The 26,107-nt window shown below is 53.1% G+C and carries 16 protein-coding genes; all 16 read left to right on the plus strand.

Annotation, left to right across the window (positions count from 1 at the left end; all coding sequences use genetic code 11):
* The first annotated feature begins 74 nt into the window (after window positions 1–74).
* The 16 genes from A8990_RS12250 to A8990_RS12330 all read left to right on the plus strand — a co-directional run bounded on the left by A8990_RS12250 (window position 75) and on the right by A8990_RS12330 (window position 26,107).
* Window positions 75–2,099 (plus strand): beta-galactosidase, encoded by a 2,025-nt coding sequence (locus A8990_RS12250; protein WP_116189316.1) that lies wholly within the window; start codon window positions 75–77, stop codon window positions 2,097–2,099.
* A 1,532-nt stretch (window positions 2,100–3,631) separates the two neighbouring features.
* Entirely contained in the window at window positions 3,632–4,549 is a 918-nt protein-coding gene (locus A8990_RS12260; protein WP_245995980.1) for an ABC transporter permease, read from the plus strand.
* On the plus strand, window positions 4,550–5,464 hold the full coding sequence (locus A8990_RS12265; protein WP_116189319.1) for a carbohydrate ABC transporter permease: 915 nt from the start codon (window positions 4,550–4,552) through the stop codon (window positions 5,462–5,464).
* Between the two features lie 89 nt (window positions 5,465–5,553).
* Complete coding sequence (locus A8990_RS12270) at window positions 5,554–7,176, plus strand: extracellular solute-binding protein (RefSeq protein WP_181909539.1); 1,623 nt, start codon at window positions 5,554–5,556, stop codon at window positions 7,174–7,176.
* 179 nt (window positions 7,177–7,355) lie between these two features.
* Window positions 7,356–8,363, plus strand: coding sequence for a LacI family DNA-binding transcriptional regulator (locus tag A8990_RS12275; protein WP_116189321.1), 1,008 nt, complete (start codon window positions 7,356–7,358; stop codon window positions 8,361–8,363).
* 208 nt (window positions 8,364–8,571) lie between these two features.
* Window positions 8,572–10,032: an ABC transporter substrate-binding protein gene (locus A8990_RS12280; protein ID WP_116189322.1), complete on the plus strand. Its 1,461-nt coding sequence runs from the start codon at window positions 8,572–8,574 to the stop codon at window positions 10,030–10,032.
* 97 nt (window positions 10,033–10,129) lie between these two features.
* Entirely contained in the window at window positions 10,130–13,138 is a 3,009-nt protein-coding gene (locus tag A8990_RS12285) for an extracellular solute-binding protein (protein WP_116189323.1), read from the plus strand.
* Window positions 13,135–14,022, plus strand: a complete 888-nt coding sequence (locus tag A8990_RS12290) for a carbohydrate ABC transporter permease (protein WP_116189324.1) — start codon at window positions 13,135–13,137, stop codon at window positions 14,020–14,022. The genes A8990_RS12285 and A8990_RS12290 overlap by 4 nt, the downstream gene beginning before the upstream one ends.
* Window positions 14,023–14,030: 8 nt before the next feature.
* Entirely contained in the window at window positions 14,031–14,903 is an 873-nt protein-coding gene (locus A8990_RS12295; RefSeq protein WP_116189325.1) for a carbohydrate ABC transporter permease, read from the plus strand.
* A 15-nt stretch (window positions 14,904–14,918) separates the two neighbouring features.
* Complete coding sequence (locus A8990_RS12300) at window positions 14,919–16,946, plus strand: YIP1 family protein (RefSeq protein WP_116189326.1); 2,028 nt, start codon at window positions 14,919–14,921, stop codon at window positions 16,944–16,946.
* Window positions 16,933–19,200, plus strand: coding sequence for a DUF5696 domain-containing protein (locus A8990_RS12305; protein WP_116189327.1), 2,268 nt, complete (start codon window positions 16,933–16,935; stop codon window positions 19,198–19,200). Before A8990_RS12300 ends, A8990_RS12305 begins: the two co-directional genes overlap by 14 nt.
* Window positions 19,200–20,066 carry a carbohydrate ABC transporter permease gene (locus A8990_RS12310; RefSeq protein WP_116189328.1) on the plus strand — a complete coding sequence of 289 codons (867 nt, stop codon included), beginning with the start codon at window positions 19,200–19,202 and terminating at the stop codon, window positions 20,064–20,066. The genes A8990_RS12305 and A8990_RS12310 overlap by 1 nt, the downstream gene beginning before the upstream one ends.
* A 13-nt stretch (window positions 20,067–20,079) precedes the next feature.
* The gene (locus A8990_RS12315; RefSeq protein WP_245995981.1) at window positions 20,080–21,030 is read left to right on the plus strand and encodes a carbohydrate ABC transporter permease; all 951 of its coding nucleotides are present in this window, start codon (window positions 20,080–20,082) and stop codon (window positions 21,028–21,030) included.
* Window positions 21,031–21,660: 630 nt separating this feature from the next.
* Window positions 21,661–22,458, plus strand: a complete 798-nt coding sequence (locus A8990_RS12320; protein ID WP_116189330.1) for a glycoside hydrolase family 16 protein — start codon at window positions 21,661–21,663, stop codon at window positions 22,456–22,458.
* A 40-nt stretch (window positions 22,459–22,498) separates the two neighbouring features.
* Window positions 22,499–24,484 (plus strand): glycoside hydrolase family 2 protein, encoded by a 1,986-nt coding sequence (locus tag A8990_RS12325; RefSeq protein WP_116189331.1) that lies wholly within the window; start codon window positions 22,499–22,501, stop codon window positions 24,482–24,484.
* A 33-nt stretch (window positions 24,485–24,517) separates the two neighbouring features.
* On the plus strand, window positions 24,518–26,107 hold the full coding sequence (locus A8990_RS12330) for a DUF4091 domain-containing protein (protein ID WP_116189332.1): 1,590 nt from the start codon (window positions 24,518–24,520) through the stop codon (window positions 26,105–26,107).

Genomic DNA, 26,107 nt, shown 5'->3' on the forward strand with positions numbered 1-26,107 from the left:
CAAAGTATGAAACGCGTCTATGGAGATGACAGCCCGGATTCCATACCATTGATCATGGGGAGGGGTTCACAAGTATGACCGTTCAAACGATGCAAAATTCAATGTTCGTGTACAGCAACTGCGTTAATGTTTCAACCGATCCGGGCACGATTACGCTCATGACCAATCCGGGACGCTCCGGCATTGTGCTGAGCGGCGAGCCTTGGACACTCGGCGGCGTCAACTGGCGCGAGGCGCGGCATCTTGTATTCGACGTCTACATGCACGAGGATTGGAGCGTCGGACTCGAAGTTCGTTTCTGGGAGCAGGACAACGACTCGGAAGAGCATAATTTGGTGTTCATCATCGGCGTGCTCCCGCAGGTGAAGACTCGAATTTCAGTCCCTCTCGAAGCGCTTAACTCGCAGAGAATGTTTTTGAAACGGAAGCCCGGTCAGCTCAAAATGGTCATTCACGGCAATAAAGTCGAGCTGGATCGTGTAGATCGAATCCAAATCGGGGTTCAGAAGTCGTCGTTCCAGCAGCAGATTGAATTCTCGAATATTCATATTTCGGATACGGAGCCGAACTATCCGCTGCCGGATGTTAAGCTTGTCGATACCCTTGGCCAGTGGACGCAGAAAGAGTGGCCTGGCAAGGTGCAATCGGAAGAAGAGCTCGTGGCGTATTTGCACCAGGAAGCTAGCGTTGAAGCGCCAGCCAGCTTGGCAGCGTTCACGGATAGCTGGAGTGATTACGGTGGTTGGAAGGAGCGCCAGTTCGGCGCGACCGGATATTTCCGTACGCATCATGACGGCGAGCGGTGGTGGCTTGTTGATCCGGATGGCTATGCTTTCTATAGCAACGGACTGGACGTCGTGCGGCCGAATGAGGAAGGCCCGGTGGAAGGCATCGAGAGCTTATTCAGCTGGCTGCCGGATGATGAGGGTGCCTTCAAGGATGCGTGGAGCTTGAACACCTGGTTCGGTCCTGCGAGGAGCATTAACTTCGCGGCGGTTAATCTCATTCGTGCCTTCGGCGAGCGCTGGTGGGACGAATGGGCGAAGCTGACGCGCAGACGGATGATCGAATGGGGCTTCAATACAATTGGCAACTGGTCGGATGAGAAGTTTATTGAGAGGGCGAAGGTGCCATACGTGTGGCCTCTCGACGCGTTCCCAACGACGGAGAAGCTGATCTTCCGCGGATTCCCGGACGTGTTCAGCGATGAATATCAGCAGAATGCGGTTGCCTTCGCGCAGGAGCTGGAAGCGTTCAAGGGCGATCCGTACATGATCGGCTACTTCCTGCGCAACGAGCCGGAGTGGGCGTTTATCAACGGTTTGATTATTGCCGAGGAGCTGCTGGCGAACAGCGGCGATTTCGCCTCCAAGGATGCGCTGATTGCGTATTTGGAGGAACGCTACAGCGGCGATATAGCGGGGCTCAATGCCGCGTGGGGGCTGCAGCTGGCGGCGTTCGCCGACTTGAAGCAGCCGATCCGCAAAGCCGCGCAGCTGTCGGAAGCGGCGCGGATCGATCTGAAGGCGTTCTCGCGCCAAATGATCGAGCTGTACGTGAAGATTCCGAGCGTCGAAGCGAAGAAGGTCGACCCGCATCACCTGAATCTCGGCATGCGGTACGCGTACTTGTCCGATCCGGATTTGCTGGCAGGCTGCGACAACTTCGACGTCTTCTCGATCAACTGCTACAAGATGAATCCGGAGCCGGAGATCGCCAAGATTGGCGAAGCGACGGGCTTGCCGGTCATGATCGGCGAGTATCATTTTGGCGCGCTGGATCGCGGGATGACGGCGACGGGACTGCGCGGCGTCACGTCGCAGGAAGAGCGAGGCGTCGCCTATCAGTACTACACCGAGCATGCGGCAGCGAGCAAGTACTGTGTCGGCGCGCATTATTTTATACTGCCGGACCAAGCGGCGCTCGGCCGCGCGGATGGCGAGAATTATCAGATCGGCGTCGTGAGCGTCTGCCACAAGCCGTACGACGAGTTCGTGCGCGCGATCCAGGCGACGCACCGCACGATCTACCATGTTGCCGTCGGCGAGAAGCAGGTATCGGAGCGGTATCCGGATGAGATTGAGTTTATTGCTTTTTGATGTTGGAGAGGCGGCCGCTGGCCGCTTCTTTTTTTTGTTATGTGGGAGTGGGAGAGGTCCAGCAGGTGAAGAGCAGATGGGGATTTGGTCAAGAGTGGTACGTGGTACCCCACATTGGCGGAATTGATCGAGAAATCGAGCAAGAGTGGTACGTGGTACCCCACATTGGTGAGAATCGAGGGGCTACTGCGAAGAGAGCACTCCAGGTATCTACATTGGCGGAAAACGGCTAGTTTACTGCGAATTGAGCACTCCAGGTATCTACATTGGCAGAAATCGGCTAGTTTACTGCAAAGAGAGCACTCCAGGTATCTACATTGGCAGAAATCAGCTAGTTTGCTCCGAAGAGAGTACTCCAGGTATCTACATTGGCGGAAACCAGCTAGTTTACTGCGAAGAGAGTACTCCAGGTAGCTACATTGGCGGAAATCAGCTAGTTTACTGCAAAGAGAGTACTCCAAGTAGCTACATTTTCGGAAACCAGCTAGTTTGCTGCAAAGAGAGTACTCCAAGTATCTACATTGGTGGAAACCAGCTAGTTTACTGCGAAGAGAGTACTCCAGGTTGCTACATTGGCGGAAACCAGCTAGTTTACTGCAAAGAGAGTACTCCAGGTATCTACATTTTGGGAAACCAGCTAGTTTACTGCGAAGAGAGTACTCCAAGTAGCTACATTTTCGAAAACCAGCTAGTTTACTGCGAAGAGAGTACTTCAAGTATCTACATTGGTGGAAACCAGCTAGTTTACTGCAAAGAGAGTACTCCAGGTATCTACATTGGTGGAAAACAGCTAGTTTACTGCAAAGAGAGTACTCCAAGTAGCTACATTGGCAGAAATCGGCTAGTTTACATCAAAGAGAGCACTCTGAGTAACTACATTCCCCGAACTTCGACCACTTTCCCTCAAAGTGTATCCCCCAGGGATACACATTACCGGAATTCATCGCTTTTCCCTCAATGTGTATCCCCCAGGGACACACATTACCGGAATTCATCGCTCTCCCCTCAAAGTGTATCCCCCAGGGATACACATTACCGGAAATCACCGCTTTTCCCTCAAAGTGTATCCCCCAGGGATACACATTACCGGAATTCATCGCTTTTCCCTCAATGTGTATCCCCCAGGGTCACACATTACCGGAATTCATCGCTTTTCCCTCAATGTGTATCCCCCAGGGACACACATTACCGGAATTCATCGCTTTTCCCTCAAAGTGTATCCCCCAGGGTCACACATTCCCCGAACTTCGACCACTTCAGCTCAAAGTGTATCCCCCAGGGCCACTCTTTGTCAGATTTCATGATCGGGTATCGAGCGTGTACACGATCTGCCTCCCAATCCGCTACACTTTTAACGCCAAAATGGAAATTTGCTATATCTTTTTGTCTTCTTGTTAGTTTATTGTTGTGCTCGAGCACGGCAAGGGGGGACAAAGACCGATTGCAATAACAAAAGCAGCTAAGCATCGTACATGGAAAGCGTTTTCATAAATCGGTACGATTAGTGCATGCACAGCTGATTGGAGATGGTCATGATGAAGAACTCCTTATGGAGAAGAATGATGCAGTACCGGATGTACTACCTGCTGCTTGTGCCCGTAGTCGTCTATTACGCCGTTTTCTCCTACATCCCGATGTACGGGGTCACGCTTTCCTTCAAGAAGTACATGTTCAACAAAGGGGTGCTCGGCAGCCCGTGGGTCGGCTTCGACAACTTCCATTACATTTTCCGCTATTCTGCCTTCTGGAACGCATTCCGCAACACCGTCATGATCAGCTTCGGCCGACTCCTCGTCGAGTTCCCGATGGCAATAATCGTTGCGCTGCTGCTCAACGAGATTGCAGGCTCCAAGCTCAAGAAACTTTATCAGACCGTCTTCACGTTCCCGCACTTCCTGTCCTGGGTCGTGCTCGGCGGAATCCTCGTCAATATACTCGGCAATACCGGCACCGTCCACGCGCTGTTCGAGCTGCTCGGCTTGCCGGAAGTGAACTTCCTGTCCAACCCGGACACGTTCAGGCCGTTCCTCTACCTGACGAACATCTGGAAGGAAGCGGGCTGGGGCGCCATCATCTACATGGCTGCTATTGCGGGCATCAGTCCTGAGCTGTACGAAGCAGCTTATATGGACGGAGCGAACCGCTGGAAGCAAATGCTGCACGTCACTTGGCCTTCGATCAGCGGCGTTGCTGCGATGATGCTCATTCTGGCGATCAGCGGCATTCTCAACGGCGGCTTCGAGCAAATTTTCAACTTGTACAGTCCTGGCGTCTACGATGTTTCGGACATTCTCGATACGTTCATGTACCGGTTGTCCTTCTCCGGTAACGTATCGCTTGGATTTGGCATTGTTACAGCGGTCGGCCTGTTCAAATCCGTCATCAGCTTAGTGCTGCTTGTCATGGCGAACTTTATAGTGAAACGCATGGGTCAGGAGGGGCTGATGTAAATGGACGCTGCTACACAACATAATCAAGCTGATACTTCATTCTCGGAATCCCGGATCGCAACCCGCGGCAAGAGCCGTGTCGATCTGCTGCTGCACCTCTTGTTTATACTGGTTGCTGCATGTGCGATTTTCCCATTCTATACCGTAGTCATCAGTTCATTCGGCACACCGGCGGGACATGTGCTGCCGACAGCGTTCACGCTTGAAGGCTACAAGCAAATCATCCAGTATGGCGTTGGACGCGCCTTCACCGTATCCGTTCTGGTCACGTTGGTCGGGACGTTCATGAGCTTGTTCCTCACCACGATCGCGGCTTACGCGCTTTCGAAGAAAGGGATGCCGGGCTGGAAGTATCTGATGGGCTTTATCGTATTCACGATGTTTTTCGGCGGCGGACTTATCCCTTACTACTTGACCGTTAAAGGCGCGGGGCTGTTCAATAGCTACTGGGTCATGATTCTGCCCTCTGCGATTAACACATTTTACATTTGGATTATGCTTTCCTTCTTCCGGGATTACCCTGTAAGCTTGGAAGAGTCGGCGAAAATTGACGGAGCCGGAGACTTTACGATTCTACTTAGGATCGTCATTCCGACTTCGATGCCGGTCATTGCGTCGATCTCTCTCTTCTATGCAGTCGATCGCTGGAACGATTGGTACACGCCGATGCTGTTCCTTCAGGATACGACGAAGTATCCGCTGCAGCTGATGCTCAAGAACATGCTCGCGAACATTGGCCAAATTTTGAGCATGAATGCCGGCATCTCCTCGGTCGCGCAAAGCAAAATCAACATCCCGCAGGAGTCGCTGAAGATGGCGGCGATTATGATTGCAAGCGTGCCGATTATGGCCGTTTATCCTTTCTTGCAAAAGTATTTTGCCAAGGGGGTGATGATCGGTTCGATCAAGGGCTAATGCCTGGCTTTATACAAATCACGTCGGTATTATAGCGGGGTCATACAGTTGTTTTCCAAAAGGTTCATATGCCAAGGAGGTTAAGAGACATGAAGAAAAAGAATGCTCTTACGGTTGGGCTTAGTGTTGCTCTGCTTACATCAGGCTTGCTTGCAGGCTGCGGCTCTAATGGTGATAATACAAGCAATTCGGGAAATGCGAATACGGCTGCGAACGATACTTCGAATTCGGGCAGCGCAGACAGCAGTAACAACGGCAGCACAGCGACAGGAGATTTATATAAAGACCATCTGGATATCTCGATCGCCTATATGGACATCGGCACGGTTATTAAAGACGGACAGACGGACGATATGCTGAAGCTGATAGAGGATAAGTTCAATGTGACGATCAAGCCGGTCAATGAATCGTGGGGCGACTACGGCGACCGCACGAAGCTGTGGGCAGCATCGGGCCAGCTGCCGGACGCGTTCTTCACAGACGCAACAAGCGGCGACCTGTTCAACCAATGGGTAGAGCAGGGCATCATTAAACCGCTTCCGGACGATATGAGCAAATATCCGAGTCTGAAACAATATACGGATCTTCCAGACGTGAAGGGCGCAGCGGCGTCGGATGGAAAAAACTACTTCATTCCGCGTATGCTGGCTAGCCGCAACGAGCTTCCGAACGATCGCGGTATTCTCATTCGGAAGGATTGGATGGACGAGCTCGGTTTGAAGGATCCAACGACTTACGATGAACTGAAGACGGTGCTGAAAACGCTCGGCGAGAAGAAGCACGTCATTCCATTGACGACTTCAAGCATCGACTGGACGAGCGACAGCGTGTTCCATAACCTTGCTCCTGCGATGCAGTGGTGGCAGAAGATTGACGGACAATGGAAGCCGGGCTGGATGACGGATGCATTCGCTGACGTGGTTGCACATGAGCGCGATCTGTACCAATCCGGAATTCTGGATAAAGATTTCTCCGTACCGAACATGGATGCAGGCGCAAAGTTTAATCAAGGCAAAGCGGCAGCGCTTGTAAATACGGTTAAAAACATGGCTTATGACGTGCCAAACTGGCAAAAAGAGAACCCAGGCGTGAAGTATATCGATGCGGTGAAGATCCTGCCTCCGATCCCGGCAGCAGACGGCAACAACTACCTGTACGGCTACTACGATTACTGGTCCGGTACGATGTTTAACGGCAGCCTGAGCGACGAGAAACAGGATCGAATCCTGGCGGTGTTCGACTGGCTGGCTTCGCCGGAAGGTCAGAAGACAGTTCGATATGGCTTGCAAGGCGTAGACTGGGAGCCGAATGGCGACATGGTAACGAACAAGCATGCCGAAGAGAAGGATTTCGATCTGGCGAAGAAATACCCGTCCTCCTCGCTGTTTAACGGTCTGTCGATCTGGTCGGACGGCAAACGTTATGTAGAAGGCTACGGTCCAAGCGAAGTAGAGCAAACGCAGAAGTACCTGGATGAAGTTGAAGCACAGCAGCTGCAAACAGGTCAGAAAGCACCTGTGAACTGGGTAGTCAATGCATACGCAGGCTCGCTCAATACAGGCGGCGGCGACGTGCAAGGTCTCGTAACGAAGCTTGTCATGGGCAAAGAAGATATCAAGGAAGCGTTGAAGAAGTTCGCTGATGAGCAAATGGGGCTCGGCCTTCAAGACGCGATCGACAAGGTGAACGAGAAGTTCAAGGACGAGAACTAAGTCTAAGCATGAATCAAAGGTGGAGGTCGAATGGCTTCCACCTTTGATTTATTAAATTTGTGCACGAGCACAAGAAAGGTATTGAAAACGATTTCAGCTTCTGATAAGGTATTAACATGAATTGTCGTAAAAACGCATTCATTGTCAATTCTCTATCTCCCACGTAAAGGCGAATGCATATGGACATTAAAATTGTGGACGTCGCAAGGCTGGCTAATGTTTCACCGACGACGGTCTCCAGAGTGCTGAACAACAATCCGATCGTGAAACCGAAGACCAGAGACGCCGTTCTCAAAGTCATCGAGGAACTGAAATATGTGCCTCACGCTGCGGCGAAGAACTTACGCCAACAGAAGACGATGACCATTGGCGTTATCGTGTCGGACATTAAAGTGTCCTACAACACCGATATCGTCAAAGGGATTCAAACGAAGGCCTATGCCCAGAAGTATAAGGTTGTCATCTGCGATACGCAGAATGATCTGGACATTGAGCGCGAGTATTTGCGCCTCTTGATGGATCGGAGCGTGGATGGCATTATTCTGGTCGCGTCGCTATTGCCGGAGCAGGAGATTGTGGACCTGGCAGAGCGAGGCTTTGCTGTGGGGATTATCGGCCGCCGGATTGATCGCGCGAATGTGCTGAACGTCCATACGGACAACGTAAGCGCGGCGAAAGAAGCGGTGGAGCATCTGATTGGCCAAGGGCATCGCGACATCGTGTTCTTAAGCGGATATGCGAATGCGAAGGACAGCTACGATCGTCTCGAAGGGTACATTAAGGCGCTGGGCATGCACAGCATTCCATTCCGGCCGGAGCTGGTGGAGAACGGTAATTTCAATGAGACGGGCGGCTATGAAGCGTTCGCGCGATTGAAAGAGAAGGGACTTACATTCTCTGCGGTCTTCTCGGCAAATGACGAAATGGCGCTAGGCGTGTACGAGTACTGCAATGAGAAGAAGATCGGCATTCCGGGCGAGGTGGCCATAGTAGGCGTGGACAATGATCGGGTGTCGAAGTATTTGACGCCATCGCTGAGCACGATTGACCAGCCTAAGTATGATATGGGCTTTCTGCTTGCAGAGAAATTGATTCGCAGCATGAATGGCGAGGCTGAAGTTCCGCGCGTATCGGTGCTGAACTCACGGCTTATCGTTCGCCAGTCTTCAACTACATACAGCCGCTAACCGGTTGTAATTGGGAAAATTGAAATCGATTTCAAAGATTTAATGAAGTTTGGTGTGAAAACGTGAAAATCCTTGGTGTAATTATTGAAATCGATTTCAAAAAAAGTTTGCAGAATGGGCATCGAAACGAGCAAGGCAATAGGCAAGGCCAAAAGCGGGATACATTGCACTAACGTGTATCAATATATATCGAGTTGGGGGATTAGGAATGAAATCTAGCAAAGTACTCATTGTTCTCATGATTGCTGCAGTTGTGATTTCCATGCTGGCAGGCTGCTCCAGCAAGTCCAATGATTCACAGAACAATGCTGCGAACAATTCGGCGAATAAGAATACTTCGCCCGATGCGGCTAACGCGACAAACACGACAAGCTCGAACCAGGCTGCGGATAACACAGCGGCTGAACCGGAAGAAGCGCCAGCTTGGACGACGGAGAAGTTCACACTTCGTTATGCAGACGGCGGCGACAACAAGCTTGAAGAAGAAATGTTGAAGGCATTCATGCAGAAATACCCGAACATCACGGTTGAGTACGATAAGACGATTACGTTCCCGCCTGAACCGTCTCTGACGGCTGCGGCTGCTGCAGGTACAATGCCGGACGTATTCACGATGAAGGACGTACCGCTCGCGATTACGAACGACTGGCTGCTCGACCTTGCTCCATATTGGGACAAGGACGAAGAGTCGAAGACGGTTTACAAGAACATTGCCGACATGGCAGTGTTTGACGGCAAGCGTTATGCAATGGGCACGTTCCAGTATGCAGAAGGCGTATTCGTGAACAAGACGCTGTTCCAGAAGAACAACGTGCCGCTGCCTTCCTACAACTGGACATTCGACGAAATGATCGACCTCGCGAAGAAGTTCTCCAAGCCGGACGAGTTCTACTACGGCATCGGCGGTCCTTGGGGCGACCTTGGCTTCCAAGAGTGGCTGCCAATGAACAACGATAATTCGTTTGGCTGGGATACGTACGACGGAGACAAGTTCCATTTTACAAGCCAAGAATGGATCGACGCGTACAATCTGAAGCTGGAGCTTCGCCGCTTGAAGGTTGACGATGTCATGACAGGCGCACAGAAGAAGAAGCTGTGGGGCGACGAAGGCGCATGGACGTTCCAAAAAGGGCATTCGGCAATGGCGATCGACTACTCCTGGAACATGGGCTGGATCCCAAGCGAAATGAAGAAGGCAGGCGCTGGTGACGTTGACTTCTACCCAATGCCATCCGGTAAGGCAGGCCAACGTATCCAAACGATCCTCGACTTTATCGGCGTATCCTCGACGACAGAGCATCCGGAAGCGGCTTATGAGCTGGCAAAATGGATGACTTGGGGCAAGGAAGGCGCACTCAAACGTGCCGATATCGAGAAAGCTGCCGGCCAGCCGGTAACGAAGTACCCGACTGCGGATCAACCGGAAGTATGGGCGAAGCTTGAAGCGAACCTGACGCTGCCAGGCGAGAAGGAAGTTATGAAGCTGATGTCCAACGCGGTTCCGATGCCGATCGTTCCGGGCTGGAATGATTTTGCGGCATGGGATACGGAGAACAAGTTCACGGAGAAGCTGAACTCCGGAGAGTACAAAGTAGCCGATAAGGCAAAAGAATTCGAAGACAAGGCGAACGAATTCGTTGCGAAAGCGAAAGCAGCAATGCTGAAATAATCCATTCTTATCTTCATAGCAAACAGCATCCGTAAGTGTGAGAGATGACCCCATCGCTCACACTTACGGCATTAATAAGGCAGGTAGGGAAGAGACTATGAAAAACAGTTGGCGTACTTTACTAGGGGCCGTCCTCACCGCATCCCTCATTATCGGCGTTTGCCAGCCTCAGCTGGCGTCGGCGGAAGGCATATTAGTCGGCGATGCCTCTCCCGATTCGCAGCAGAAGCAGCAGTCAGCATCAGCGCAAGCGCAGCATATTCAGCTGGAGCGCAGCTATACGGACATGCTGAAGGAATGGTCCGCCGTTCCGGCTCTCCCGCATGCGGAAGTGACGATTAATCCGAGCGTCGAGCCTGCGAACGTTAGTCTAATTGCCGCCAAGAATGAAAGCTTTGGCTACACCACAGATACCGTCCGTCTCACTCCTCATTCACAGCTCACAGCCAAGCTCGACGTGCCGCAAACCGGACTTTACCAAATCGGCTTCGATTACTACATTACAGACGACAGTATTTTGCCTACCGAAGGCTTTATTCAAGTGAATGGTAAATATCCGTTCTATGAAAGCCGCCGCATACTGTTCCCGAACCTCTGGGAGAATCAGCAAACGGCGCAGAAGCTCGATCGCTACGGCAACGAGCTGCTTCCGCACCCGCAGAAGGTGAAAGCTTGGCAGCATGGATACGCCATGGACGCAAGCTATGCGTATATGAAACCGCTTCTCTATAAACTCAATAAAGGCATCAACACGATAACCATAGCCAATACGAGAGGAGAACTGCTGCTCGGCAACATAACAGCAGACTCCCCTTCCGAAATAGATCGCTATGAAGCTTACACCAAGAATCAGCCGCAGCCGAGTGATAATAGCCCGCTGAAGTCGCCGATCGTCATCGAGGCGGAGACGCCGGTCTACAAGAACGATTCTTCCATTCGCGCGATCTCGATCGACGATCCGCAAATGACGCCGTACGATACGAAGCACCGCATGTTGAACGGGTTTGGCGGCACATGGGCAAGCGGCGGCCAGGCCGCAACTTGGGAGTTCGATGCGCCGAAGGATGGCTATTACCGGATTGCCATGAAATATAAGCAGGACAGCCTGCGCGACATGCCGGTTTTCCGCCAGATCGCCATTGACGGGAAGGTGCCGTTCCGCGAGCTGCAGGATTACGGATTCCAGTACAGCAAGAGCTGGAACAACGCCGTGCTTGGCGGAAGCGGAAGTGATAGCGGCAGCGGAGATGAGCCGTACGAGTTCTATTTTACAAAAGGAAAGCACGCGCTCACGATGGCCGTTGACCTCGAGCCGATCCGGCCGCTCACGGAAGTCATTGAGAATCAGATGGAGCAGATCAGCAAGCTGTCGCTCGAAATCCGCAAGCTGACCGGCAATCACACCGATGCTTACCGGGACTGGGACTTAAGCGAATATATTCCGAATCTCGATAAGACGCTGACCGGCTGGGCCGATCAGCTGGAGAGCGAGTACGGCAAGCTGAACAAGCTGAACGCAGACGGCGGCGAGATTGCCGAGCTGAACAACTTGACGAAAGCGGCGAGCCAGCTGCGTTCGCTTGCCGAAGAGCCGGACAAGCTGCCGAATCGGATGGCGCTCTTCTCCGAAGGCAGCACTTCCGTCTCGCAGCTGCTCGGCGACCTGCTGCAGCGCATTACGCATTCGCCGATGGCGCTCGATAAGATCTACGTCTACCAGGAAGGCAAGCTGCCGAAAGCGAACGCGGGCTTCTTCAAGAAGTTCCGCGAATCGGTTAAGCGCTTCTTCCTATCGTTCACGAAGCAGTCCTACTCCGCTTCCAGCAAGTCAAGCACCGAGTTGAACGTGTGGGTGCATAACTCACGCGAGCAGGTCGAGCTGATGCAGAAGATGATCGACGAGGAGTTTACGCCGCAGAGCGGCATCAACGTCAAGCTCTCGATTATGCCGGACGAGAACAAGCTCGTGCTGGCGAACGCGACAGGCAGCCAGCCGGATGCCGCGCTTGGCATCTCCAGCTGGATTCCGTACGACCTCGCGGTACGGAATGCGGCCGTCGACCTGCGCAAGTTCGACGATTATGAGCAGGTAGTGAAGCCGTTCTCAAAGGGCGCGATGATTCCATTCGCCTATGGAGACGGCGTCTATGCACTGCCGGAATCGCAGGACTTCTGGGTGCTGTTCTATCGCAAAGATATTCTCGACAATCTGAAGCTCAGCGTGCCGAACACGTGGGACGATGTCGTCAACATGCTGCCGGAGCTGCAGCGTCTCGGCATGAATTTCTACGATCCGCTGGCGCTCTATAAAGGCTTCAAGCCGCTCGGGGCAACGACGCCGTTCATCTATCAATTCGGCGGCGAGCTGTTCACGGACGACGGCATGAAGACAGCGATCAATAGTGAGCAGGCGCTCAAAGGTATCAAGTTCATGACCGACCTGTTCACAATTTACAATCTGCCGCAGGACGTGCCGAACTTCTACCAGCACTTCCGTTCGGGCATTCTCCCGATCGGCATTTCGGATCTGTCGACCTACATTCAGCTGAAGGTCGCAGCGCCGGAAATCGCGAACAGCTGGAAGATCGCGCTGCATCCGGGCACGATGCAGGACGGTACCGTTCAGCGGTGGTCGCCAAGCGGCGGCACCTCGGCGATGATTTTCAAAGGAACGAAGCAGGAGCAGGAAGCGTGGGATTTCCTCAAATGGTGGATGTCCACGAAGGTGCAGGTGGAGTTTGCCAATATGGAGCAGGCTGAATTTGGACCGATGTTCATGTGGAATTCCGCGAACATGGATGCTTTTGCCGAATCGCCGTGGCCGGAGGAAGACAAGCAGACGATTCTCGAGCAGAGCAAGTGGGTGCGTGAAGCATCCCGTGTTCCAGGCGCTTACATGGTGGAGCGCGAGCTCAGCAACGTGTTTAACTCGGTCGTGTTCGACGGCGACAATCCGCGGACGGCCGTCGATGATTCCGTCATTCGCGCCAACCGCGAGATCGACAAGAAGATGGAGGAATTCGGGTTCATTAAGAACGGCAAGCAGGTGAAGGACAACCCGGTTCCGACGATCAATACGATAGATAAGTGGGTTGAGAAACGATGAAGAAGCGGAAGATTAACGAAGCCTACTGGTTTCTATCTCCTTATTTGCTCATGTTTGCGATGTTTATCGTCGTTCCGGTATTAGTGGCGATCTATCTGTCGTTTACGAATTTCAACACGATCGAGATGCCGAAGTGGATCGGTTTCAGCAATTATACGGCGATCTTTACGCAGGACGATATCTTCATGCAATACGTGCTCCCGAATACGATCAAGTTCGCGCTTATCGTAGGACCGGGCGGCTACATCATCTCGTTCATGCTGGCGTGGATGCTGGCTCAGATTCCGCACAGACCGCGTACTATTCTCGCGCTAATCATTTACTCCCCGTCGATGACGATGGGGGTAGCGATGACCGTCGTCTGGTCGATTTTCTTCAGCGGTGACCAGACCGGTTATCTGAACGCGTGGCTGCTGCGCCTCGGACTTATCCATATGCCGATTCAGTGGCTGCAGTCGCCGGAGTACTTGATGACGATTATGATCATCGTTTCCCTGTGGAGCAGCATGGGCGTAGGCTTCCTCGCGATGCTGGCAGGGGTGCTGAACATCGACCAATCGATTTATGAAGCCGGTTATATCGATGGCATCAGCAACCGGTTCCAGGAAATTATCCATATTACGATTCCATCCATGAAGCCGCAGATGCTGTTCGGGGCGGTAATGGCCGTCGTGACGACGTTCCAATCGGGAGACCTTGGCGTACAGCTGTCAGGCGGCAATCCGACACCGCAATATGCCGGTCAAGTCATGGTCAACCATATCTCCGACTACGGCTTGACGCGATACGAGATGGGGTATGCTTCCGCGCTATCCGTCATATTGCTCGTCGGCATCTATGTGCTGTCCAAGTTCTCATGGAAGCTGTTCGGAGAGAAGGAGTAGGATCACTTATGTCTTATCAAGGTACGAAAATAAATCCGACGAAATTCCACCGCAGCCAGCTGAAGTTCTACGTCTTCCTGATTCCGCTGGCGATGTTCATGATGCTGCCGATCATCTTTATCGTGTTCCATGCGTTCAAGCCGGTCAATGAGCTGTTCGCGTTCCCGCCGCGCTTCCTGGTGCAGCAGCCGACGCTCGACAATTTCAAAGACCTGCTCGGATTCGCGGGAGATTCGGGCATCCCGTTCAGTCGGTACGTGTTCAATAGTATTATCGTGACGCTGAGCGTCATGTTCCTGTCGGTATTTATGAGCGCGCTCGCCGCCTATGCGTTGTCCAAAATGAAGTTCAAGCTGCGGGCGGCCATCTTCGAGACGAATACGGTAGCGCTCATGTTCGTGCCGATTGCGGTGCAGATTCCGCGCTTTCTCGTTATCGACAAGAGCGGCATTATGGACACGTATTTGGCGCATATTCTGCCGCTGCTGTCCATGCCGATCGGCCTCTTCCTTATGAAGCAGTTCATCGATCAAGTGCCGGATGAGCTGAAGGAAGCGGCTGTTATGGACGGCGCGGGCGAGTTTCTCGTATTCCGCAAAGTCATGCTGCCCGTCATTAAGCCGGCGCTCGCGACGGTGGCGATTCTATCGTTCCAGCTCGTGTGGAATAACATCGAGACGTCCTCGTATTACGTGAACGACGAGAGCTTGAAGACCGTAAGCTTCTTCATGAGCACGCTTGTCAGCCAGAACGGCAACAACGTCGCCGGACAAGGGATGTCCGCGGCCGCGTCGCTCCTTATGTTCCTGCCAAATCTCATCATCTTTATTTTCTTGCAAAGCAAAGTGATGAACACGATGGCACATTCCGGGTTGAAATAGTCAGGGGAGAGACAGATGAGACAGATCGCAAAATCTATCGTTGTTGCACTATGCGCCTTTGTCGTATGCATGTCGCTGCTCCCGGGCTTCGCAGCCGCGGAAGCGACGTACAAAACTTACACGGGCGATTTCCAGCGGACGCCCGACGCCTATGAGCCGGCAGGCTCGATCGAGAAGGCAGGCGATACCGAGTTCGCAACGCCGTCCGATATCTTCATCGACGGCAGCGACACGCTCTATATCGCGGATACCGATAACAGCCGAATCGTCGTCATGACGCGCGGCGGGGAGCTCATCCGGACGATTGGCGAGGATGTGCTCGATGCGCCGTCAGGCGTCTTCGCGGGCGAGAATGGCGACGTCTACGTCGCGGACAGCGGGCTTGAGCAGGTGCTGCACTTCAGCAAGGAAGGCAAAGTGCTGCAGACATTGGGGCGTCCGGAGACGCCGCTGTACGGCAAGAGCACGCCGTATAAGCCGATGAAGGTGACCGTTGATAAACGAGGCAATGTATATATCATCTCCGAAGGCACGACGAACGGGGTCATTCAGATGAGTCCCGAGGGAGATTTCATGGGCTTCTTCGGAACGAATGATTCGAAGCCGTCGGCGAAGCTGGTGCTCCAGCGCTTCTTCTTCACGAAGAAGCAGATCGAGAAGCTGTTCAAGAACGTGCCGAATACGCCGACGAACGTCGCGATCGATGCGTTAGGGCTCGTGTACACGATTACGCAAGGAGACAAGGATCAGCCGATCAAGCGGCTTAATATCTCCGGCTATAACTTGATTCCGGGCACGTTCTGGGATCCGAGCTATACCGACATTTCAGTGTCGGCGGCGGGGAATATTTTCGCGGTTGGCCAACGGGGTTACTTCTACGAGTTCGACAGCGAAGGGCATCTGCTGTTCGTTTCCGGATCGCCGGACGACGGCAAATCCCGCGAAGGCTTGCTGCTGAACGGCGCGGGCATCGCGACCGACTCCAAAGGCTACGTCTACATTACCGACGTGGGCCGTAACAGCATCCAAGTGTATGAGCCGACCGAGTTCGTGGAGCTGGTTCATCATGCGCTCGACCTGTATAAGGACGGACTGTATGTAAAGAGCCAGGCGCCATGGAACCTCGTGGAGCAGCGCAACAGCTTGTTCGTCCTGGCTCACCGGGGGCTGGGCGATGCTTATATCAAGCAAGAGCTATATGCGAAAGCGATGGCGGAATACAAGCAAGCGAAGGATGTCAGCGGCTACTCCAATGCATTCTGGGAAATCCGCAACAGATGGCTGCAGCATAACCTGCTGACAGTCGTGCTCATTATTATCGGACTGATGGTGCTGCGCTCGCTGCTTAGGTGGCTGCATCGGAGGACGGGCATACTGGCACCGGCTGTGCGTGTGAAGAAGGCGATCATGAACGTACGCCTCATACGCGAGCTGCTCTATATAGGCCGATTCATCAAGCATCCGCTCGATGGCTTGTATGGACTGCGGGAAGAGGGCAGAACCTCAGCGATTTCGGCTGCGCTGCTCTATGCGCTGTTGATTGTGGAGTATCTGTTCACCTTGTATTGCACGGGGTTCATCTTCGATCAAGCAGACGCGTCGACGATTAACCTGACGAAGGAGCTTGCGATGCTCATCGCTCCGCTCGCGCTCTGGATCGTATCGAACTATCTGGTCAGTACGATTACTGACGGTGAAGGCAAGTTCTCTCAAGTGTATCAAGGCACCATTTATGCGTTTGCACCTTATCTTATTTTTCATCCGATCGTCGTAATCGCTTCTAATGTACTGACGCTGAATGACGCGTTCCTGTTCAGCTTCTCGAATGCGATCATTACGGCTTGGTGTGCAGTGCTGCTCTTCTTGATGGTGAAGGAAGTGCATGATTATACCGTTCGCGAGACGCTGCGCAACTTGTTCATTACGCTGTTTACGATGCTCATTACGAGCCTCGTGCTGTTCATTGTATATGTCATATTGCATCAAGTTTACGACTTCGCCGACTCTGTCATTCAGGAGATGATTACGCGTGCGGAACAATAGATGGATAAAGCCGCTGTTATTGTGCGGATTGCTTGCCGCATGCATTGCTGTTTTTGTAGTCATTTATAAACACGGAAGCGATCAGGAGACGGTGGATACGACGCCGGCGGCCGTGCTTCAGACGGCGTTCCCGGACAAGCCGGCGCAGAGCCCGCTCGCATCCGATTACCGTCAGATTGCGGAGAACGACAAGCTGCAGCTTCGGCTGAAGGAAGATACGCTCGCGATTCAAGTGGTTAACAAGCAATCGGGTTATGTATGGTCCTCGGATATGGTAAAGCCGGATGCGAACGAAACATGGCTCAATTTCATTCAGTCCGGCGTGTCGATCGACTATTTCGATAAAGAGAACAACAACGCGATCCGTACCGACCTGCTTACGGAGACCAACAAGACGATTCAGATCAAGCCGATTGATCAAGGGTTTCAAGCGACCATTCGGTTCAATGATCTGAAGATCGGATTGGATCTGATCGTGAAGCTGGACGGCGGTCAGCTCGTCGTGCGAATTCCGCAGAAGAGCGTGCTGGAAGGGGAGCAATTCAAGCTCGGCTCGGTTCTCGTCTATCCGTTCCTCGGCGCGACGAAGGCCGGCGATACGAGCGGGTATATGTTTATCCCCGACGGTTCGGGAGCGCTCATCGCTTACGCGGATAACAAGGGCAAGTTCAAGACGCCGTACGAGGCGAAAATCTACGGGGCAAACAAGGGCATCGACATCGCCCGTATCACGGACAGCTTGACCGACGGCGCCAAGGATCCGTACAATGCGCAGTTTCCGGTATTCGGGCTCGTCCATGGCGAGAATCAGCATGCGCTGTTCGGCGTCGTCGAGGACGGTAAATACAACGCGAAGATTATTAGCTACGCAAGCGGCGTGAAAACGCCGTACAACTGGACGACGGCGCAGTTTATCGTCCGTGAATCGTACCTGCAGCCGACAAGCCGTACGATGGGCGGCGTCGTCGTCTTCGAGAAGAATCGCAATGCGGAGGATATGCAGCTGCGCTACTCCTTCTTGGAGGGTTCAGACGCCAGCTACATCGGCATGGCGAAGTCGTACCGGAATTACTTGATCGCGCACCGCGACATGCCGAAGGAGCCGATCGCAGCAGGCGGCAGCGCAGACATCCCGATTCTTCTGGATGTGCTTGGCGCGGAGACGGAAGGCAGCCTCTTCTCCAACCATCTCATTCCGATGACGACTGTGGATCAGCTCTCTTCGATGCTGAACCAGCTGCGCGATGGCGGCGTCACCCGTATAGACGTCGTATACCGCGGTTGGAACAAGGGAGGCTATTCCGGAACGAACCCGGCGCCGATCAGCTTCGAATCCAAGCTCGGCTCAGCGAATGCATTCGGCAAGCTGAGCAAGCAATTGGACGATCAAGGCGGCAAGCTCTACTACTACGCGGACTATACGACCGCGTTCGATACATCGAAGCGGTTCTCCGCACGCGACGGCGCTGCCATTAAGATCGATAAGTCGCTCTTGTCCGTGCCGACTTATCAGGAAGTGTATCCCATGAAATACTTCATGTCGGCGGATTACGCGAAGAAGATTGCGGCGGACAACGGAAGTGCGTACAAGAAGAAAGGGATCGCATCGATCGCCGTAGACGAGACGCCGTACGAGCTGTTCTCGGAGCGGGTGAACGGCCAAGTATCGAGCCGCAGCAAGACCGCTGAATCCTATACAAGCATGATGGAGCAGCTGAAGTCGCAGGCGCCGAACATGGCGATGTATCACCCGAACGATTATATGCTTGCGTATGCTGATCAGCTGCTCGACGTTCCGATGCATTCCTCGCAGTACACATACACGAGCGAAGCAGTTCCGTTTGAGCAGATCGTGCTCAAAGGGTACAAGAACTATTTTGCCGAGCCGATCAACTTCTTCGCGAATCCGCGGAAAGAGCTGCTGGCGATGATCGAGACAGCGTCGTATCCGACCTACTACTTGACCAGCGAGCAGGCATTCCGCTTGGCGCATACCAACTCCAGAGATGTGTTTGCTTCGGCGTTCGCGGACTGGAAGGACAATATCGTGAAGACGTACAAGCAGTTGAACGCAGCGCTTGCGCCAGTGCAGTATGCGACGATTGAAGGACGCAGCGTGCTTTCGGCAGGCGTCGTTCAAGTGAAGTATTCGAACGGCAAAGCGATCATCGTGAACTATAACGACAGTGCTTATACCGGCGAGAAAGCTACCGTAGAACCACTCAGCTATAAAGTAATCGAGGTGAGAACGTAATGGCCAGTATCCGCATCCGCATGACGAACAAACGCAGAAAAGCACTTGTCGGTACAGCGTTCATCTCGCCTTGGATTATCGGATTCTTCATCTTTGCATTGCGGCCGATGATTTATTCGCTCTACTTGAGCTTTCAGAAGGTCAAAGTAACGCCGCTCGGCATTAAGACCAATTACGTCGGCTGGGATAATTACAAATACGCGTTCGTCTCCGATACGACGTTCGTCGAGAAGGTGCTTCATTATCTGCGCGAGATGGCGCTGAATGTGCCGATTATCGTGACGTTCTCGCTCATTATCGCCCTGCTTATCAATCAGAAAATCAAGATGCGCGGCATCTTCCGGACGATCTTCTTCCTTCCGGTGATCATCACGAGCGGCCCCGTCATCAACGAGCTGCTCAGCCAAGGCGTCACCAACATTCCGAACATCGAATCGTACAGCATGTTCGAGATGGTGAAGCAGAGCTTGACCCCGGCCGTTGCGAACCCGATTATGTACCTGTTCAAGCAAATTATTATGGTGCTGTGGTTCTCCGGCGTGCAAATTCTGATCTTCTTGGCAGGCTTGCAGAAGGTCGATCATTCGCTGTACGAGGCGGCTCGAATCGATGGCGCATCGCCTTGGGAGGCGTTCTGGAAGCTGACCCTGCCGATGCTGATGCCGCTCGTGCTCGTCAACTTCATCTATACGATCGTCTACATTTCGACTTTCGCGCTCAATGAAATTATCGTCATGATCAAAGACAACATGTTCAATACAACGACCGGCTTCGGCTACGCAACGGCAATCGCCTGGATCTACTTCGTCCTCATCGCGATCGTGCTGGCGATCTGGTCGCTGCTGCTTAGAACGAGAAAGAGTTAGGAGGTGCATGAAGGTGAAGCAACAACAAGTGAAGCAACAAAGCGTAGCTGTACTGACTCGTATTCGCAAGCTGCTGCTCGGTATGGGCGAGAATGACGGAATCGTGTTCAAGCTTGTCGTCTATCTGCTGCTCATCGGGATCGGCTTTATCTATTTGTACCCGCTGCTCTTCATGCTGGTGAACAGCTTTATGAGTCTCGATGACCTCGTCAATTCGATGGTCAAATGGATTCCGACGTCGCTCTATACCGAGAACTATGAGAAGGCGCTGCAGGTGCTGAACTTCCGCAAGACGCTGATGCAGACGATTCTCGTCGCCGGCGTGCCGTCGATTATTCAGATGGTGATGACGTCCGTGATCGGCTACGGCTTCGCGCGGTTTGATTTTCCGCTTAAGAAGCTTTGGTTCGCGCTCATGATCGCGACGTTCATCATTCCGCCGTCCGTTACGATGATTCCGACATACTTGATGTTCAAGGATTATCACCTGCTCGGCACGCTCAAAACATACATCTATCCCGCCTTTCTCGGCCAAGGGCTGAAGAGCGCGCTGTTCATTATGATCTTCTATCAATTCTTCAAAAAGCTTCCGGTCGTGCTGGAAGAAGCGGCGCAAATCGACGGTGCCGGGTATCTCAAAATGTTTTACCGCATTGCCGTTCCGACGGCTGGCCCGGCGTTCATTATCGTGTTTCTGTTCTCGTTCGTCTGGTACTGGAACGAATCGTACTTGGCGGCGCTCTACTTCGGCAACAAGCTGACGATTCTGCCGCTCGAGCTGCAGAAGTTCACCGACAGCTTTACGAAAATGTTCCCGCAGAGCGGCGGTCAAGGCAATCAAATCAACGAGGCGATCAAAATGGCCGGCACGATGCTGACGATCGCTCCTTTGCTTGTGGTGTATTTTGTGCTGCAGCGTTGGTTCGTGGAAGGTGTGGACCGCTCGGGGATTACGGGGGAATAGAGGGGCGGTGGTCGCTCCGCGTGCGGAGGTCGGGTTCCGATCGCTGTTGTCCCCGGATTATCGGATTGTATTCCTAAGAGGAATAAATCCGGGGACAAAGGCGACCGCTATCGCTTCTCCACTCCGACTCCGCCCGCTGCGCTTAGCGCCCCAAGAGCACTCCCCCTGCACCGCTTTGCGGTTGGGGGTGTGACAAGGGGATGCTCGCTGAGTACTTTGCTCGCATCCATTGCCCTTCGGCCAGCTGGGATTCTCCCATAGTTATGGGAACTTCCCGCAGCCACGGCAGCCGCTACGGGACTCCCCAGCCAGCTCGGAACTTTCCCGCCGCCACGGGACTCCCCAGCCAGCTCGGAACTCCTCAGCCGTCACGGGATTCTTCCTTCTCTTCGGGCTATGTTGGATAAATCCAACATGGGAGGGCGGTTTGGGCCCAAATTGCTTGTTATGTTGGAGAAATCCACTCATTTTTGCTTAAAACAGGCGAAATGGACCCATTCCGCTAAAAATGAGTGGATAAATCCAATATAGCCCGCTAAAAGGGCAAATATCTGAAAAAATGAGTGGAAAAATCCAATATAGCAGAGCGCATATATAGCAAATTTTTAGATAATCAATGGAGGGACTACAATGACTGACAACAATAAAGACTTCACAATATCCGACAACGGATGGAAGCTCGTATGGAACGAGGAGTTTGAAGGGCCCGAGATCGACCTCAGCCGGTGGGATTATGATATCGACGGTCACGGTTGGGGTAATAATGAATTGCAGTATTATACGAGAGAGCCGAGAAATGCCTATATCGAGGACTCGAAGCTCGTGATCAAAGCGATTAAGGAAGAGTACGAGGGCAGTCCTTATACGTCGGCCAAGCTGGTGACGCGGAATAAGGTGGACTGGCTGTACGGCCGATTCGAGATTCGCGCGAAGCTTCCTTACGGACAAGGCATCTGGCCGGCGTTCTGGATGATGCCGACCGATCTGCAGATTCACGGCGATTGGCCGAGCGCGGGCGAGATCGACATTATGGAAATGTGCGGGCATGAGCCGAACAAGGTGCATGGCACGCTGCATATGGGCAACCCGCACTATTACAAGGGCGACTGCTTCGTGCTCCCGGAAGGCAAGTTCGCTGATGATTATCATACGTTTACGCTCGATTGGACCGAGGCGCAGATGCGCTGGTACATCGACGGCGAGCTGTTCTACAAGAGCAGCGAATGGTACACGCGCGAGACGGAAACGTCCGAGAACGAGCCCCATCCGGCACCGTTCAACAAGCCGTTCTATATGATGCTGAACCTCGCTGTCGGCGGCAACTGGCCGGGCTATCCGGACGAAACAACGGTATTCCCGCAAACGTTGGAGATTGACTATATTCGGATCTATCAGCCGGAGGACGGCGTTTACGGACCGGCAATCTAGCCTAACAATTTATCGAATGAAGCGGGAGGACTCAAACACGATGAATCAGCAATCTATGACATATACCGGTATTCGCACGACATTCTCGCTTCAGCAGCAGGATGGGGTGCATATTCCTATTCAGAACGGCATTCCCGTTCCTTCGTTCGATCCGCAGGAGCGGCTGAAGCTGGATCTCGCGGGCGAGTGGAGGAAGCAGCGTTTTGAAGCCGATCACGATTTCTCGATGGCACAGCGCGATGAGCGCTGGATCGATCAAGCCAGAGAAGAAGCGGCGGGCCGCACGGAAGCGGATTACAACGACTCCAGCTGGGAGACGATTATGCTTCCCCGCCCTGAAAATGGGCTGAAGGGTATTGAAGCGGCAGGCTCCAGCGAGACATACGAGAACGGCGTCTGGTATCGACGCACCTTTAAGCTTGATGAGCAGTGGAAGGACAAAGCCGTTACGCTGCATGCGTTGTCGATCAGCTACGTCGCCGATATTTGGGTGAATGGCCTATGGATCGGCTATCACGAAGGCGGCTTTGCGCCGTTTGCGATTGATCTTACGAGATATGTCTGCTTTGACAACGACAATACGATCGTTATTCGCGTGGACAACCCGCCTTGGGGCAGCCGCAGCGATATGATTCCGGCTACGGTCGGAACGGACTTTTTCAACTACACCGGCGTTATCCATGATCTGTATCTAAGCGGCAGCGAGGCTTGCCATATTGCAAGAGTCGATTCGGTTCCGCTTGATACGGAAGGCAACGTACGGTTCACAGCCATAATCGAAAATCGCTCGAATGTACCGGCAACGGTGGAGCTGCAAGGTGCATTGTTCGAAGCGGATCAACAGGCCGAAGCCTTCCTGGGCTCCCCTTACGCATCGAAGATCAAAGGCGCGGAGGCGGCATGGGACGGCGAGCTGTCTGCGACGCTCACACTACAAGCGAGAGAGGCAAGAGCAGTCACTCTGCATGCTCGCATACGGAATCCGAAGCTGTGGGCGTTCTGGCAGCCGAATCTCTATGTAGCCCAATTCACGCTCGTTAACCGTGAGGATCAATCCGACAGCTTTCATACGCAGTTCGGTATTCGGACCGTTGCAACGGAAGGCGCCGATATTCTGCTGAACGGACGCGCCGTCTTCTTGGCAGGTATCGCACGTCATGAAGAATGGCCGGATACAGGCCGGACAGCAACTTGGGACCGCATCCGCGACGACCTGCAGCAGATGCGCTCGGAGCTTCATGTAAACTACGTGCGTACCGCGCACTATCCGAACCACGTCTACACGGCGATGCTGCTTGATCGGCTGGGGCTTTCGACGGCGAGTGAAATTCCGCTGTGGCAGTTTACACGGGACCATTTTGAAATCCAGGAAGAGAAGCGGCTCAGCGACCAAATGTGGCGGGAGATGGTGTTCTCCCAATATAACCGTCCGTCGGTTCTGATGTGGAGCACGCAAAACGAGTCGGTTGAGGTCAAGCTGCGCACCGTGTATAATACGCGGCTTGTCCATGATTTGAAGACCCGTTATCCGGACGGAAGACTGACGACGCAGAGCGCAGCAGCCGACCAACCAGGCGCGCATGATCCTTCGATGGAGCCGCTCGATGTAGCAAGCTGGACGATGTACTTTGGCATTTTCCACGGGGGAACGTATTACGAGGGGACGAAGAAGTTTCTGGAGGACGCGAACCGACTGTGGCCGAACAAGCCGATCGTCAATACCGAATACGGTCATTGGTCAGGCGAGAACAACGTTGTGTCCGATTCCCAAATCGAGACGTATAAGGAAACGCTCAAGGCGCTTATGGAATATGCCGTTATCAATCCGGACGGAACTCGAAATCATGATGGTTTTGTAGCTGGCATTGATTACTGGATTATGTATGATTGGTATGTGAACCACAACAATTGGATCGATACGTTCGGCATCTATCATATGGATCGGAAGACGATTAAGCCTGTAGGGGAATTGATTCGAGCCGATTACCGGACATTCACGGAACATGAGGGCGGGTTCGTCAAATAAAGCAAACGCGGTAGCTGGGAGGAAGCAGCAATTATGATCAAGTACGAAATATTCAGTATGAATGAATGGCTCTACACGGATAGCGTTGTTAGTGACGGCGGTGCTGGCACGATCAAGCTGAATTCGGCTCGGGGGAGCTACGCAGCATGCCAGATTTTGCTTAACGATGTTGCACTGGAAGCTCCTATTCGTTGTTCATTTATTCATTCGACAAGCACTGTGTTTCTAGGCCAACCGGAGTTCAATCAATTAATCGATATTTTTGTGGAGAAGAATACAGGTCCAATCAGCTTCTGCGTGCAAGATGGCGAGTCGGCGGAGGGCTATACGACGAGGCAAGCTCCTTTCCGCGTCTATGAAGCGATACAGCCGTTGACGGAAGAGACCGTTTCGCGTGCGACTACCGAAGCGCTGTATGTATGCTGGGAGATTCCGGCGGACGCTGCTCCGGGCAAGTTTTCCGGCGAATTGTCGATCACGATCGGGGAAGACAACTGTCTCATTCCGGTAGAAGTCGACGTGTTCGAGGCGGTCGTGCCCGCGAAGGAGACGCTTGCGGTTACGAACTGGTTCAGCCTGCCGAATATGGCGAAGCGTTATAACGTGGAGCTGTGGTCGGAAGGGCATTGGGCCATGATCGAGAAATACGGCCGCATCATGCGAAGAGCGCGGCAGACGCATTTCTGGGTGCCGATGGATGCGATTCAAGTCTCGCTCGTTGGCGAGGATCAATACACGTTTAACTTCGAGCGTGCGGAGCGGCTCATTCGGCTCTATCTCGGGCTTGGATTCACAGGTATCGAAGGCGGCCTTGTTGCAGGGCGCAAGGACTTCTGGGGCTCCGAGTTCCACATTTTCAATACGTGGAATGGCGGCGAAGCGCTAAAGGCGATCGCGGCAGAAGGTTATGCGTACCTATCGCAATTCCTGCCTGCTTGGCGTGAATTCCTCGAGCATAACTGCTGGCTGGACATTCTCGTGCAGCATGTTGCCGATGAGCCGACAGAGAACAGCGTGACAGAATACCGGATTCTGTCCGGTATCGTGCGCAAGTTTATGCCAGGCGTTCCGCTGCTGGAAGCGGTGGAGACGGTTGATTTGGCTGGTGCGGTCGATATTCTCGTACCGAAAAATATTTTCTACCAAGAGAATCAGGAGCAGTTCGAGAAGCTGCGTTCGCTCGGGGACAAGCTGTGGTACTATACCTGCTGCATTCCAGGCGGTAAGTGGTTGAACCGGCTTTGGGACATGCCTCTGATCCGGTCGCGTTACTTGCACTGGGGCAACTACAAATATGATCTGGAAGGGTTCCTGCACTGGGGGCTTAACCATTGCGACGATGATAAAGACCCGCTCAATCAGACGGATCTATTCTTCCCGCCGGGCGACACGCACTGCACCTATCCGGGGGCGAATGGTCCGCTTAGCAGCATGCGGCTAGAGGCGATGCGTGCCGGCTGCGAAGACTACGAGCTGTTGAAGCAGTTGGCTGCGAAGAACAAAGCTTTGGCTGACGAGCTGACGGCATCCTGCTTAACGAGCTTTAATGAGGCGAACGAGGATACGGTTCATTTTGCAGAAGTGCATCGCAAGCTGCTGGCAGCATTATCGGAGGAGGCATAA

The organism is Paenibacillus taihuensis (genome assembly GCF_003386535.1).
In the GTDB taxonomy this organism is placed as follows: domain Bacteria; phylum Bacillota; class Bacilli; order Paenibacillales; family Paenibacillaceae; genus Paenibacillus_Z; species Paenibacillus_Z taihuensis.

Excerpts from the sequence above, each read along its gene's own strand:
- A8990_RS12330 (WP_116189332.1), top strand. The coding sequence starts at position 24,518 with ATGATCAAGTACGAAATATTCAGTATGAATGAATGGCTCTACACGGAT.
- A8990_RS12320 (WP_116189330.1), top strand. The coding sequence starts at position 21,661 with ATGACTGACAACAATAAAGACTTCACAATATCCGACAACGGATGGAAG.
- A8990_RS12275 (WP_116189321.1), top strand. The coding sequence starts at position 7,356 with ATGGACATTAAAATTGTGGACGTCGCAAGGCTGGCTAATGTTTCACCG.
- A8990_RS12250 (WP_116189316.1), top strand. The coding sequence starts at position 75 with ATGACCGTTCAAACGATGCAAAATTCAATGTTCGTGTACAGCAACTGC.
- A8990_RS12310 (WP_116189328.1), top strand. The coding sequence starts at position 19,200 with ATGGCCAGTATCCGCATCCGCATGACGAACAAACGCAGAAAAGCACTT.
- A8990_RS12290 (WP_116189324.1), top strand. The coding sequence starts at position 13,135 with ATGAAGAAGCGGAAGATTAACGAAGCCTACTGGTTTCTATCTCCTTAT.
- A8990_RS12265 (WP_116189319.1), top strand. The coding sequence starts at position 4,550 with ATGGACGCTGCTACACAACATAATCAAGCTGATACTTCATTCTCGGAA.
- A8990_RS12295 (WP_116189325.1), top strand. The coding sequence starts at position 14,031 with ATGTCTTATCAAGGTACGAAAATAAATCCGACGAAATTCCACCGCAGC.
- A8990_RS12270 (WP_181909539.1), top strand. The coding sequence starts at position 5,554 with ATGAAGAAAAAGAATGCTCTTACGGTTGGGCTTAGTGTTGCTCTGCTT.
- A8990_RS12260 (WP_245995980.1), top strand. The coding sequence starts at position 3,632 with ATGATGAAGAACTCCTTATGGAGAAGAATGATGCAGTACCGGATGTAC.
- A8990_RS12325 (WP_116189331.1), top strand. The coding sequence starts at position 22,499 with ATGAATCAGCAATCTATGACATATACCGGTATTCGCACGACATTCTCG.
- A8990_RS12285 (WP_116189323.1), top strand. The coding sequence starts at position 10,130 with ATGAAAAACAGTTGGCGTACTTTACTAGGGGCCGTCCTCACCGCATCC.
- A8990_RS12300 (WP_116189326.1), top strand. The coding sequence starts at position 14,919 with ATGAGACAGATCGCAAAATCTATCGTTGTTGCACTATGCGCCTTTGTC.
- A8990_RS12280 (WP_116189322.1), top strand. The coding sequence starts at position 8,572 with ATGAAATCTAGCAAAGTACTCATTGTTCTCATGATTGCTGCAGTTGTG.